This window comes from Pseudomonas lyxosi (genome assembly GCF_047758685.1).
GTDB classification, from domain to species: Bacteria; Pseudomonadota; Gammaproteobacteria; order Pseudomonadales; family Pseudomonadaceae; genus Aquipseudomonas; species Aquipseudomonas lyxosi.
In genome coordinates this window covers 6541468-6554818 of sequence record NZ_CP180481.1, presented here as the reverse complement: position 1 = coordinate 6554818, position 13351 = coordinate 6541468, and the positions used below count along the sequence as shown (strand labels likewise).

Here is a 13351-nt window from a genome sequence, read left to right as displayed (position 1 = left end):
TCAGCGCCAGGTATTCGCTCAATTTGTTCGCAGGCTCATTGTCGGGCGTCGGGTCGATTTGCATGACGTGGGCCAGTACCTGAGAACTGGCAACGCCCTGAGTCTGTTGATCCACATTACTCACGGTGACCCGCCGTCCCTGCTCATCGGTTATTGTTTGCAACACGCGGATACAGTGTGCCGGTACTGAAGTAATTACCTGCGGACTGTGGGTGCTCACAATGAATTGAATACACGGGAAAGCCCCGAGCAAGTCAGGTATGACGGTTTGCTGCCACGCGGGATGAAGGTGCATGTCGACCTCATCAATCAACACGACTCCAGTGCTTTCGCGAGGGGCGATGATGCCCAGGTGTGGATTAAGTTTGACGCAGCGGTACGCGACATCGGCAGCCAGAGCAACAATATTGCGAATCCCGTCACTGAGCTGACTGACCTTCAAAATTCCATGAACTGGATGCTCGAGCACCAGATCAGCGAACTCACTGCTATAAGCCAAGTCTCGCCATCCTGTCTGGGTGGCCAGGACTGCATTCACTGCGTTCTGTACCGCTATCACCGGATGGGCAAACTCGTCCTTCACGTCAATACTGAGCTTCCCACGTTCAAGATTACGAATTTGTTCTTCACGATAGCTGCGAAAAATTCGTGTGTACCACTTGGCAAAGTGTTTATAGCTGGAGGCAGGATCCAGGCAATCACGATAGCCGTAGGTCCTCGAAAATTCCGCGTTTTCGGCCTTTTCGAAAGCTGCCGTCAGTTTTTTCTGGCTCCAGAGTCGGCCTGTGCCGTAGTAAGCAAGGACGGGCAAGGTTGGAGGTAATTGGTCCTTTAAAGCGCTGTTGAAAATCAGGGCTTCCAGTACATGAGCGGAGGCTTCCAACCGGGCGGCACCGGCGTCGCCACGAGTTTGCGTACCTTTGCGGATGCTTTCCCGCCGGCGTGACCAGTGCAATTGCTCACCTTGGAATACAGCATGGGCGGTCAGGCAGGCGGGAAGTGAAGGTTCCATCTGATGTGCTTTAACAGGACGCAAAAAAACGTCGTCAGGATGTATCCCCGTAAGATCGTTGGTAGCGCTGCCAAGATCGAAACCACGAACATAGGGCCACAATGCAACTTTGATGGCGTCCAGCAGACTGGTCTTGCCTTGGCCATTTCGTGCCACCAACAAAGTCAGTTGGGTATCGAGCTCGAGATTGAGTGTGGGGAAACAGCGATAGTTTTCCAGCTCCAGCCTGATCAGTTTCACAGACTTTCCTCCATGTGGACCGATGCCAGGCTGCGGCAGAGGTGATGTTTCCGGGGAACATATATGGCGCGGATTCTACTGTGAATGAAAACAGGTGAATACCAGGGACATAAGGCGTTGCACAACTACATAGGCTCCGGCGGCCCAATCAACCGCCCCATCACCCCAAACAACCCCAACTCCCGGATCACCTCCAACTCCCCCTTGGTCTCCACCATCTCCGCAATCAACGGCAAATCAATGCTGTTGGTTGCCCGAAATATCGCTTCGATAAATAGCCGTTTATCACTCTGCTCATCAATGTGACGGATGTAAGCACCATCGATTTTCAAGTAAGCCAGCCCCAGTTGAGCCAGGTTGCCGATCTGGCCGAAGCTGCCGCCGAAATGCTGCAGACCGATGCGGTAACCGGTGTTGAGCAGGCTGTGGCTCAGGCGTTGCAGTTCTTCCTGAGGGGGTAGTTGGCGTTCGTCGATTTCCAGAATCAGCAACGGCGCGAGTTCGGGCAGCGATTCGAGCATGTCGAGGATGTGTTGCAGCTGCGCTGGATCGCGCAGGGTGCTGCCGGACAGGCTTAACGCCAGGGGCCAACGATTGACGATGAGGTAGTCGAGGGTGGCTTCGAGCATGGCCAGGTCGAATCGGGCCGACCAACCGAGTCGCTCGATCCACGGCAGGAAATGCCCGGCGGCAATGGCCTCGCCCTGCGGGTCGAGCAGGCGCGCGAGGACTTTGTGATGCAGCACCTGACTGGTGTCGGCGCATTGCACCACTGGCTGGAAATACAACTGCATCTTGCCTTGGTTCAAGGCGTCGTCGATCCAGGTTTGCCAGTCGTTTTGGGACGGGGTCGGCGCGGTGATGGAATCGGCCAAGTGAACCCACGGGCGCTCGGGATGTTGCCGGGCTTCGGTCAACGCCTGATCCAGCCGCGTCAGCACGTCACTGGCCGGCTCACCGGGGTGGTAAGGGGCGATCCCCAAATGCGCCACCGGCATGGCGTCGCTGGCGCCGGTCAGGCGCAGGTTTTCCAGGGTGGCGCTGATCTCGGAGGCCAGGCGTGCGGCGTCGGTGCTGTCCAGCCCTGGCGTCAGCAGGCTGAATTCACCGCCACGATTGCGCGCGGCAAGCCAGGTGCGACGTTCCGGTGGCTGGGTCAGACGCTTGAGCAGTTCACCGACGGCGCTGATCAGCGCATCGGTGCGCTGGCCGCCCAAGCGTTGGTTGAGACCGACCAGATCGTTGATCCGCAGCATCAGCAAATGGCCGTCGCTGCTCTGCTCGGAGACCAGCAACTCGTCGGCCAATTCTTCATCCAGCAAGCGTCGATTGGCCAGGCCTGTAAGGCTGTCCTGATAGGACTCGACCCGCAGTTTTTCACTGCGTGCGACCTCTTCGGCGAACAGCGCCTTGAGCTTCTCGACCATCTGGTTCATGGCCAATACCACGCGTTTCAACTCCGGTGTGCGCGGCAGTTTCGGCAGGCTGAGGAACTCGCGTTTGCTGATGGCTTCGGCCTGTTTGACCATGGTGTCGAGTGGACGAAATTGCCGGCGCAGCAACCAGCCACCAAACACGGCACTGAGCAGGCCGCACACCAGCAACCAGATCAGGCTGCCGAGGGTGCTGTCCCAGAGTTTGGCCAGGGCGAACTGCGGATTGCTCAACACTTCGACCCGTGCCGCCTGCACCCAGCCGCGCATGATCAGCGCTTCGCCGCCGGGTGGGTGCAGGTTGACCAGGTTCACAAACCAGGCGGGAACGCCGTCGATTTGCCCCGGCGCACTGCGCTCCACCAGCACCTGCGCATCCTCAATGTTGATGATTCGAATACTGCTGAAGTAACCGCTATCGAAAATCGAGCTGACCATCAATTCGATCATGGCCGGGTCATCGATTTGCGCCGTCAACGACAAACCCAACGCGGTGGCGGCGTCCTGGGCGTGGGAGCGCAACTGGCCGAGCATCTGGTCGCGAGAGCTTTCCAGGCTGACAAAAAAACTGCCGCTGAACGCCACCAGCAAGAACAGGCAAATGGCGAGAAACAACTGTTTACGCAGTGACATAAATCGCTCCTTGCTCAGGTGGCTAGCCGTCGCCCACGGCGAACCCTTCGGCCTGCATCTTTTTTAGTACGTCCTGCCAGCGCGACAGTTTTTTCGAGTCGCTGCTGCGTTTGCCGCCATTGGCTCCCGGCAAGTACAGGCCTTCTGCGTTGAAGGCGTACACCGGCAGCAAGTCTTTGCGTTGGGAGGCGGGGCGGACCTCGCCGATCAAGTTGTCCAGCACCAGCGGGTCGGCCGTGGGGCTGTTGTAGAAAGTCAGCACCATGTGCGCCTGGTTCTGGGTCAGGGCTTTCACGTAGGTGATGCGTAGTTTTTCGCTGGGAATTCCCAGGTAGCGCAGGCTGAAATATTTCGCCAGTGCGTAGTCCTCGCAGTCAGCGGAACCCTTGATCAGGGATTCGACGGGCGTGGCCCAGTAATCGGTCTGGTGCCAGATGCGGGTGTCGTCCAGAAAGCTCAGTTGCTGATTGAAGAAGCGATTGACCGCGTTCAGTTGCTCGCGCTCGGGGGCGTTGACTTCGCTTTGCAGCATCTGACTCCAGGCCTCGATCCGTCCCCGTCCCTGGCCGAGGGTGCCGTAGCGATCTTCGGCGGTTTGCAGAATCTGCGTAAAACTCCAGTTGGCCCAGACACTGCCCAGCCCGGCCAACAGAAAAGTGATCAGCAACAGCCATCCGCCGAGCCGAAGTCGGAGCGTTGACCATCCTGGACTACGCGGACTGCGGGACATGTCTGGCCGCTCGGGTGCAGATGCCTGAAGTCTAGGCGGTGTTTTTTGAAAGGGAGGGTTGATCGTCGGGTTGGTACGCGGACTTGTAGCAGCTGGCGAAGCCTGCGTTCGGCTGCGCAGCAGTCGTAAATCCTGAGTCCCGGATTTAACTGGAAGACCGCGCCGCCTGATTTCACGACTGCTTCGCAGCCGAACGCAGGCTTCGCCAGCTGCTACAGGGATTGTGGCGTTTTCAGGATTTGCGCAGGGTTTTCTGTTTGAGGATGTAGATCGTCACCAGCACGGCGCTGGTCAGCATGAACCCCCGCGCCCACGGCAGGGGCACCAGATAGCAGGAGAGCAGGATGCTCACCCACATCAACCCGATGGCGTAGACCTTGCCTTTGAGCGGGATGCCGTTGCCGCTCAGGTAATCGCGAACCCACGGCCCAAGCCGCGGATGTTCAACCAGCCAATGATAGAAACGCGGCGAACTGCGGGCGAAGCAGGCGGCCGCCAGTAGCAGGAAGGGCGTGGTGGGCAACACCGGCAGGAAAATCCCGATTACCCCCAGCGCTACGCTCAGCCAGCCGATGGCCAGCAGTACGTAACGCAACATCAGGGAGCGGTTGCCTATGGGGTTGTCCATAGGCAAAACCTTAGTGGTGACGAGGCTTGAGGATCGCCGGTTTTTCGTCTGGCGCCTGGCATAGCAGGTACAGCGCGGTCAGGGCTTCCGGGATCTGCACGATCATGTCGTCCATCAGGTTGGCGTCTTTGGCGATGTCTTCGAACTCAGGCTGTTCGTCGAACAGACCCGAACCGACCATGATCGGCAGCAGCATTTCGCTGACTTCGTCTTCGGCGGTTTCGAACCAGGCTGCTTCGCGCAGGAACACGCCTTCCATGAACCCGATGCACCAGCCGCGCAGGTCGGAGTCATCCGGCTCTTCGCCCAGGTCCAGGTCGCAAGGCAGCTCAAACTCTTCATCGGACGCCAGTTGGCGTGCGATGTGAGCCTTGAGGGCCAGCAGGGTGGATTCAATCGCTTCACGCTCGGTGTCGTCGGCGTAATGCGGTTCTTCGGCGAAGAGGGCGTCGATCCATTCACGGTCGGGAACGGTTTCGGAACAGATCGACAGCGCAGTGAGGTAGCCGTGGGCGGCCACGTAGTCCAGCGCCTCGTCATGCAGTTCGTCGGCGTCGAGGAAGACTTGCAGGCGGGTTAGTTGCTCAGCGAAGGACATTAAAGGGCTACCTTGGGAATTAAACAGATGCGGGAATTCTAGGCCTTCTTGAGCGCTTGGGCCAGCCGCGCGGCATTTTTGGCCCCATGCAGGAGTATGGAGCACCGCAATTCCCTGTGGGAGCGGGCTTGCCCGCGATGAGGCTGGAACATCCAATACATTTATCGCCTGACACGCCGCCATCGCGGGCAAGCCCGCTCCCACAGGTTGCGCAGTGTTTGTCCTTGTGTGCCTTATCAGCGGCACCCTTTGCAGGGGAGGGGTCGGGTATACTCCCGCGTTTTGTGATGCCCTGCAGGCGTCGTGGCTGAAATGTAAAGCGTCATGCAATGCGCACTTACGATTTGTCGGTGCAGCCTTCGCGGTTCTGAACCAGCCTTGCAGGGATGTTTTTGTGATTTTTGGAGTTTCTATGCTCGAACAGGCTCAACGCGTCCTCAAGGACATCTTCGGCTACGACAGTTTCCGTGGCCGTCAGGGTGCAATCATTGAGCGCGTGGCCAGTGGCGGCGACGCCCTGGTGCTGATGCCTACCGGTGGCGGCAAGTCCTTGTGCTTTCAGGTACCGGCGCTGTTGCGCGAAGGCCTGGCGGTGGTGGTGTCGCCGCTGATCGCCCTGATGGACGACCAGGTCGCCACCCTCGAAGAGCTGGGCGTCGCTGCGGCGGCATTGAACTCCACGCTCAGCGCCGAGCAGCAGCGCGATCTGGCGGCACGGATCAAGCGCGGTGAAGTGAAAATGCTTTATCTCGCGCCCGAGCGTCTGGTTCAGCCACGAATGCTGGCGTTCCTGCAAAGTCTTGAGATTTCCCTGTTCGCCATCGACGAAGCCCACTGCGTATCCCAATGGGGCCACGATTTCCGCCGCGAATACCTGCAACTGGGCCAGTTGGCGGAATTGTTTCCCAATGTCCCGCGTATCGCCCTGACCGCGACCGCCGACAAGCGTACCCGGGAAGAAATCGTCGACCGCCTTCATCTTCAGGATGCCGAGCGCTTCCTGTCGAGTTTCGACCGCCCCAACATCTTCTATCGCATCGTGCCCAAAGAGCAGCCGCGCAAGCAGTTGCTGGCGTTCCTCGCCGAACGGCGCAGCGATGCCGGTATTGTCTATTGCCTGTCGCGCAAGAAAGTCGACGAAGTGGCGGTGTTCCTCAGCGAGCAAGGCTTCCCGGCGCTGCCGTACCACGCCGGTCTGCCCAACGATACCCGGGCTCACCACCAGAAGCGCTTCCTCAATGAGGAAGGCCTGATCATGGTCGCCACCGTGGCGTTCGGCATGGGCATCGACAAGCCCAACGTGCGCTTTGTCGCTCACCTCGACTTGCCAAAATCCCTTGAGGCTTACTACCAGGAAACCGGTCGCGGCGGCCGTGACGGTCTGCCGGCAGACGCCTGGATGGCCTACGGCCTGCAAGACGTGGTGATGCTCAAGCAGATGTTGCAGAACTCCGAGGGCGACGAGCGCCACAAGCGTCTGGAGCAGCACAAGCTCGACGCCATGCTCTCGCTCTGCGAAGAAACCCGCTGCCGTCGCCAGACGCTGCTGGCCTACTTCGACGAAGACATGCCCGAGCCGTGCGGCCATTGCGACAACTGCGTCGATGGCGTGCAGACCTGGGACGCCACCGAACCGGCGCGTCAGGCACTTTCGGCGATCTACCGCACCGGCCAGCGCTACGGCGTCGGGCATTTGGTCGATGTATTGCTGGGCAAGGACAACGAAAAGGTTCGCAGCTTCGGCCATCAACATCTGTCGGTGTATGGCGTTGGCAAAGCAATGGGCGAGAGCGAATGGCGCTCCTTGTTCCGTCAGCTGGTTGCCCGCGGTCTGGCGGACATCGACCTGGAAGGCTACGGCGGCCTGCGCTTGAGTGACACTTGTCGACCGCTGCTCAAGGGCGAAGTGACCCTGGAACTGCGTCGCGACCTCAAGCCACAAACCACGGCCAAAAGCAGCAAGAGCCAGGCGAGCCAACTGGTTCGCGGCGAAGAACGCGAACAGTGGGAAGCCCTGCGCGCCCTGCGCCGCAAGCTCGCCGAAGAGCATGGCGTGCCGCCGTACGTCATCTTCCCCGACTCGACACTGCTGGAAATGCTCCGCAGCCAACCGACCTCGCTGTCGGAAATGGCCACGGTCAGCGGCGTTGGCGCGCGCAAGCTGGAGCGGTACGGCGAGGCCTTCCTCGAAGTCCTCGGCGGGCAAGTCGAGGCGCCGAAAGTGGTGGCCGACCTGCGCCACGAACTGATCACCCTGGCCCGCGCCGGTATGACACCGTTGCAGATCGCCGGTCAGTTGCAATGCTCGGAAAAGAACGTCTACACACTGCTCGCCGAAGCGATTGGCAAGCAGCAGTTGTCGCTGGAGCAAGCGCTGGATCTGCCCGAAGAGTTGATGGGCGAAATCCAGGACGCGTTCCTTGACGGCGAGGGCGAATTACCGCCGGTGTCGGAGATTACCGCACTGTTCGCCGGGAGAGTGCCGGAAGGCGTTTTGTACTGTGTTCGGGCGGCGCTGCAATCCGAATTCGAGATTTAGGTGATCTGCCCCATAGATGTAACGATTCAGTACAGAGCAAGCCTTGCCTCGGACCAAGGGTCATGCTTAGCTGACTAATAATTAGTTTTTCTTTATTTCAGTCTAATCATGAGTGTTTTATGCCGTTAACCGACCAACACCGCTTTGGCATGCAACTGGCCCAGATGTCGCGCGGCTGGCGTGCCGAACTGGATCGCCGTCTGGCTGGCCTGGGTCTGTCCCAGGCGCGCTGGCTGGTGCTGCTGCACCTGGCGCGTTTTGATGATGCCCCGACCCAACGTGAACTGGCGCAGAGCGTCGGCGTTGAAGGGCCGACCCTGGCTCGTCTGCTCGACAGCCTCGAAGGCCAGGGACTGGTGCAACGTCAATCGGTGCTGGAAGACCGCCGGGCGAAGAAAATCGTCCTCTGTGCCCCGGCCCTTCCCTTGATCGAACAAATTGAAACCATTGCCACCCAACTGCGCCACGAGTTGTTCGACGGCGTCGATGAGGCGGATTTGAAGGTCTGCATGCGTGTCCACGGGCACATTCTGGCCAACCTGGAAAAGTCTTGAGGTATAAACGCACCCAGGACTTTTGAGATACCCCGTTGGGCAGACTATAAAGAACTACTTGGCAATATCGTGTTCGTACCGGATGTGCGAACGCGTACAAGATTGTTCTGGTTATCTAAGGGATGCTCATGCTCGAGAGTTGGCATATGGCTTTACGGTGTTGCGCCAGGCTGCTTCTGGTCGGTGGTGCTGTCACTTACTCGGCATTGGCGCCCGCGTTGGGCCTGGGTGATATCACCCTGCATTCGGCGCTGAATCAGCCGTTTCGCGCCGACATCGCACTCGAAGATGCCGCAGGTCTGGAGGAGGGCGAACTCTCGGTCAGCCTGGCGACAGCGGACGAGTTCAGCCGCGCCGGCGTCGATCGGGTGTTCTTCCTCAATAATCTGAAATTCACGCCGATCCTGCGCGGCAACCGCAGCCTGATCCGGGTGAGCTCCAGCAAACCGGTCAATGAACCTTTCCTGAATTTCCTGGTGCAGCTCAATCAGCCCAACGGGCGCGTGCTGCGCGAGTACACGGTGCTTATCGATCCGCCGGGTTCACCGGGGATTGTTCCCGTCACTGACGAACCGGTGACCGACGTTCAGTCCTCCGGATTCCCGACGGTTGAGCCGGCCGTTGCGCAGCCACCTGCGGCGAAGGGCAAAAAGCCCCCTGCTCCTCGCGTCGATCAACCTGCCGCAGCGCCTGTGAGTGATCCCATTGCCGAACAACTGGCCGCCAGCGTGCTGCAGAACCAGCAGCTGCAAGCAACCATCGATGAATTGACTGCGAAGCTTCAGGCCCAGGAAGAGCAGGTCGCCGGTCAGAAAAAGCAGGTGACTGAACTGCAAACCCAATTGGCGGAAATCAAGACCGCAGCGGCGGAGCCGGTTGCACCCGCCGTTGTGGCTCCCGCGCCGGCCATTGTTGAAGAGCCTGCGGCTACCAACTGGGGGCTGATTTTCGGGTTGTTGGCGGTGGTGGCTCTGGTGTTGCTGGGGTTGTTCGTTCGGCGTCAACGACAACAGGTTCAGGCATTGCCCGACGCTTTACCTGTTTTGCCGTCACGGCATGAACCGGTGCTCAATCGCACGGCAGAACCGGTTGCCCAATCGTCAGAGTTGCAACCGGCAACTGAATCGGGTGAAGAGTCGCCCGCAGGCGATGTGCTTGAAGGGGTTGATATCTATCTGGCCTATGGCCGTTTTTCCGAAGCGGCCGGTTTGTTGCGAGAGGCGCTGATCAAGGAGCCGCAACGCACGGATCTGGCCGTTCAGCTATTGGAAGTCTTGGGTAAACAGGGTGACGTACCCGCCTATGAAACACAGGAAAACAACCTGCGTGACGCCGGATACGACCTGCAAGAGCTTAAGACTATTCGCGCCCGACACCCGAAATTGAGCAGTGCGGTAGCGTTGACCGTCGCAGCGCCAATCACTCTCTCCAAGGCTGCGATACCCGAAGCAGTGCCCAGGGATGAATTCCAGTTGAACCTGGATGACCTGTCGATGGATTCGAGTTGGGACTTGATCAGCCCTTTTGAACACTCGCCGTCCGCCGCGAAGCCATCGAGCGAATCCGAGCCGGTCGAGCCGCTGTTTGTCTCGAACCTGCACGTCTTGCCCGAGGTATTTGAAATGCCCGACGACTCGACGCTGGACGAGCCCGAGCTTGAATGGGTCGCCGAGCCAGATTCGCAGTCTCTGGATGACACCTTTCTCAACGAGTTCGGCGACCCCGACCAGTCGCTGGAACTGGAACCGCTGAACCTGGAACCAGCCGAGCCGAGCAGCGCCGACAAACTGGAGCAAGCCCAGACCTGCATTGATGACGGCGATGTGGACAGCGCCATCGAACTGCTCAACGAGTTGCTCAAGGAAGGTAACGAGCCGCTTAAGCAGACCGCCCGGAACCTGCTCGCCGGGCTATCATAGCGGCGCCCTCTGGCTCAGGAGTTTCGCCGATCATGACTGCACGCAAACCGGAAATCATCATCACGTATTGCACGCAATGCCAGTGGCTGTTGCGTGCTGCCTGGCTGGCCCAGGAACTGCTCAGCACCTTCGGTGACGACTTGGGCAAAGTGTCGCTGGTGCCTGGCACCGGAGGGGTGTTTCACATTTTCTGTGACGATGTGCAGATCTGGGAGCGCAAGGCTGATGGCGGTTTCCCTGAGGCCAAAGTGCTGAAGCAGCGGGTCCGCGATCAAATTGATCCGGACCGCGACCTGGGGCACAACGACCGCACTCAGTGAGAGGCGGCTTCTGCCGCAACGACCTTCTTGCTTGAGCCGCCCGAGAGTCGGCTGGAGACCACGATCGCCACGATGATCAACGCGCCACCGAGCAGCATGCGCAGCGTCGGATTTTCATCAAACAGCAGCCAGGCCATGGTGATGCCGTAAACCGGCTCAAGGGCGAACACCACTGCCGCAGTCCGCGCCTTGATCACGGCGAGGCTGGCGACAAACAGACTGTGAGCGACGCCGGTGCAGAACACCCCGAGCAGACCGATCCACAACCAGTCGATGGCGCGCACTTCGCTCAACTGCGGTGCCGCCACCGGTAACAGGCACAACGCGACCACCACGTTCTGACACAGCGCCGCCTGCACCGCCGGGATTCGCCCGGAGCTGGCACGGTTGGTCAGCGATAGCAGAGAGAACAGCAAACCTGAGCCCACCGCCCACAGCAAACCAATTGTGGCGCCGCTGGCCAGATCGAAATCAGGGGTGACCAGCACCAGCCCGACACTGACCAGCACCACCAGCAGGATTTCGTTGGCGCGAATTCGCTCGCGGAAGATCAACCCTTCAAGGATCACGGTAAACGCCGGGAAGCTGGCGAAACCCAGGGTCGCAATTGCCACGCCTGCGACCTTCACTGCGATGAAGAAACTCACCCAGTGCCCGGCCAGCAGTAAGCCGCTGAGCAACAGTCGGCGCCAGTCCACAGCCTCGAGTCTCTGCCAGCGGGTATGGCTGGCGAACCGTGCAAAAACGGCCAACGCCAGCACAGCAAACGCGGCACGCCCGAAGACGATGACGGCGGGGGAGGCTGCAGCCAGTTTGCCGAAGACACCGGTCAGGCCGAACATCAGTGCGCCGATATGCAGGGCGCCAAGGGCGGTACGGGGAGTCATTGCAATCCTTGAAAAACGTATAGAGCCAGGTCCTACATTGAACCGCGCAACTTCCCGTTGTGTCTGTCGCCAGACTATCGTCCTTTGTCGCCAGCCTCTCGGCGCAACTTGCCAGGTGATGCGCCAAACTCCCGCAACACCGCTGCAGCAAATGCACTCTGCGAACTGTAACCCACTCGACTGGCAACCTCGCCGATGGGCAATGGCGAATCCCGCAGCAGTCCCACAGCGATATGGAGCCGTCGACTGCGGATGTAATCCATCGGCGTCTGCCCGCATTCAGCAACGAATCGTGCATGCAGCCGAGCGCTGGACAGGCCGGCCACGCGGGCAAGGTCGGCCACTTGCAGCGGATAGGCGGCGTACTGATCGATGTGCGCATTCAGCGCCGCATAAGGCAGGCGCCGACCGCCGACGATCTCGGGTTTGGCGTTGTTGAGGCTGGCCAGCAGCAACACCGCGCCTTGTTGCGCGATCAGTGGATCGCTGACCTGACTGCCGGCTAACCAGCTGACCAATTGGCTTTGCCCTGCATCCAGCGACAGGCGACCGGCGTTGTCGAGTAAACGACGACTGGCTTCGGCGTGATCCCCCAGGGATTGAGAAACCCATTGGTCGCTGGGCACATCCAGCACCAGGCAACGGCTGCCGTTGGCGCTACCGCAGGCGTGATGGAAACCGGACGGCACCACCACGAAACTCTGTTGAACCACCTGACTGCCATGCCCGTCGACCTCGAAATCCAGCGCACCCGACAGCCCGAACACCAGCTGCGCGTGGTCGTGGCTATGGACGATCAGGTCATGAGTGTATTGGCGTAGCGTGAGGATCGGTCTCATCGCAGGTCTCCCAGGCAAGGGTGCCAGTCTACACCGAGGGCAATCGTGGGGCGCTGTCACAGGACTGACTCGCCACTGTCATGGGCAATTAACCCGACCGGCGCAAAGTTGCAAAAACTTTTGCAGAGGGTTGCCCATGACCAGCGCCGAGCTCGCCAAACCCAGTCGTAAACAACGTGTGCGGACCTTGTGGATTTCCGACGTGCATCTGGGCACCCGGGATTGCCAGGCCGAACACCTGTCGCAGTTTCTCAAGGGCTACCACGCGGACAAGATCTACCTGGTCGGCGACATCATCGATGGCTGGAAGCTGCGCGGCGGCATGTACTGGCCGCAGGCGCACACGAATGTGATCCGCCGCTTGCTGACCATGAGCAAGCGCGGCACCGAGGTGATCTACGTCACCGGCAACCACGACGAATTCCTGCGCCGCTATTCGAAGCTGATTCTGGGCAATATCCAATTAGTGGACGAGGCGGTGCACGTGACCGCCGATGGTCGGCATCTGTTGGTGATCCACGGCGATCAGTTTGATGTGATCACCCGGTATCACCGCTGGCTGGCCTTTCTCGGTGACTCGGCCTACGAATTCACCCTGACCCTCAACCGCTGGCTCAACCATTGGCGTGCCCATTATGGCTATGGTTACTGGTCGCTGTCGGCGTACCTCAAGCACAAGGTCAAAACCGCGGTCAGCTTCATCAGCGATTTCGAAGAAGCCATCGCTCACGAATGCGTCAAACGCGAGTTGCACGGCGTTGTATGCGGGCACATTCACCATGCCGAAATTCGCAAGGTCGGCGGGGTGGATTACCTCAATTGCGGGGATTGGGTGGAGTCGTGCACCGCTCTGATCGAGCATTGGGACGGATCGATCGAGTTGTATCGATTGGCGGATGCCCAGGCGCGGGAGGCCGAGTTGAAGTTGGCGAAAGTCGCAGAGCCGGCGTAGGCCGCAAAAAAGCAAAGATCGCAGGCTTCGCCAGCTCCTACAGGGGGATCGCGTTTCCATGTAGGAG

General features: G+C 59.6%; 11 protein-coding genes and 1 pseudogene. 5 read left to right on the top strand and 7 right to left on the bottom strand.

All coding sequences use genetic code 11. The annotated features are described in order from the left end of the window. Window positions 1-172: 172 nt before the first annotated feature. The 5 genes and pseudogenes from ACMXYI_RS30100 to ACMXYI_RS30080 all read right to left on the bottom strand — a co-directional run. Window positions 173-1252: pseudogene (locus ACMXYI_RS30100) on the bottom strand (AAA family ATPase); the annotation flags it as partial. A 125-nt stretch (window positions 1253-1377) separates the two neighbouring features. After that, entirely contained in the window at window positions 1378-3318 is a 1941-nt protein-coding gene (gene lapD / locus ACMXYI_RS30095) for a cyclic di-GMP receptor LapD (RefSeq protein WP_415770722.1), read from the bottom strand. 22 nt (window positions 3319-3340) lie between these two features. Further along, window positions 3341-4048: a cysteine protease LapG gene (gene lapG / locus ACMXYI_RS30090; RefSeq protein ID WP_415770720.1), complete on the bottom strand. Its 708-nt coding sequence runs from the start codon at window positions 4046-4048 to the stop codon at window positions 3341-3343. A 232-nt stretch (window positions 4049-4280) separates the two neighbouring features. Further along, window positions 4281-4676, bottom strand: a complete 396-nt coding sequence (locus tag ACMXYI_RS30085; RefSeq protein ID WP_415770718.1) for a YbaN family protein — start codon at window positions 4674-4676, stop codon at window positions 4281-4283. 10 nt (window positions 4677-4686) lie between these two features. After that, window positions 4687-5274, bottom strand: coding sequence for a YecA family protein (locus ACMXYI_RS30080; RefSeq protein ID WP_008156162.1), 588 nt, complete (start codon window positions 5272-5274; stop codon window positions 4687-4689). Window positions 5275-5686: 412 nt separating this feature from the next. Between ACMXYI_RS30080 and recQ the strand changes: the two genes are divergently transcribed. The 4 genes from recQ to ACMXYI_RS30060 all read left to right on the top strand — a co-directional run bounded on the left by recQ (window position 5687) and on the right by ACMXYI_RS30060 (window position 10606). Next, on the top strand, window positions 5687-7813 hold the full coding sequence (gene recQ, locus ACMXYI_RS30075; protein ID WP_415770716.1) for a DNA helicase RecQ: 2127 nt from the start codon (window positions 5687-5689) through the stop codon (window positions 7811-7813). Window positions 7814-7932: 119 nt separating this feature from the next. Beyond that, on the top strand, window positions 7933-8367 hold the full coding sequence (locus ACMXYI_RS30070) for a MarR family transcriptional regulator (RefSeq protein ID WP_415770714.1): 435 nt from the start codon (window positions 7933-7935) through the stop codon (window positions 8365-8367). A gap of 128 nt (window positions 8368-8495) precedes the next feature. Next, the gene (locus tag ACMXYI_RS30065; RefSeq protein ID WP_415770712.1) at window positions 8496-10286 is read left to right on the top strand and encodes a FimV/HubP family polar landmark protein; all 1791 of its coding nucleotides are present in this window, start codon (window positions 8496-8498) and stop codon (window positions 10284-10286) included. Window positions 10287-10318: 32 nt separating this feature from the next. Then, window positions 10319-10606, top strand: a complete 288-nt coding sequence (locus tag ACMXYI_RS30060) for a SelT/SelW/SelH family protein (protein WP_033055915.1) — start codon at window positions 10319-10321, stop codon at window positions 10604-10606. Here the strand turns inward: ACMXYI_RS30060 and ACMXYI_RS30055 are convergent. After that, complete coding sequence (locus tag ACMXYI_RS30055) at window positions 10600-11493, bottom strand: DMT family transporter (RefSeq protein WP_415770710.1); 894 nt, start codon at window positions 11491-11493, stop codon at window positions 10600-10602. The genes ACMXYI_RS30060 and ACMXYI_RS30055 overlap by 7 nt on opposite strands. 74 nt (window positions 11494-11567) lie before the next feature. Beyond that, entirely contained in the window at window positions 11568-12332 is a 765-nt protein-coding gene (locus ACMXYI_RS30050; RefSeq protein ID WP_415770708.1) for a helix-turn-helix transcriptional regulator, read from the bottom strand. Between the two features lie 136 nt (window positions 12333-12468). On the opposite strand from ACMXYI_RS30050, the gene ACMXYI_RS30045 reads away from it, so the two are divergent. After that, entirely contained in the window at window positions 12469-13284 is an 816-nt protein-coding gene (locus ACMXYI_RS30045) for a UDP-2,3-diacylglucosamine diphosphatase (protein ID WP_415770706.1), read from the top strand. Window positions 13285-13351: the final 67 nt, after the last annotated feature.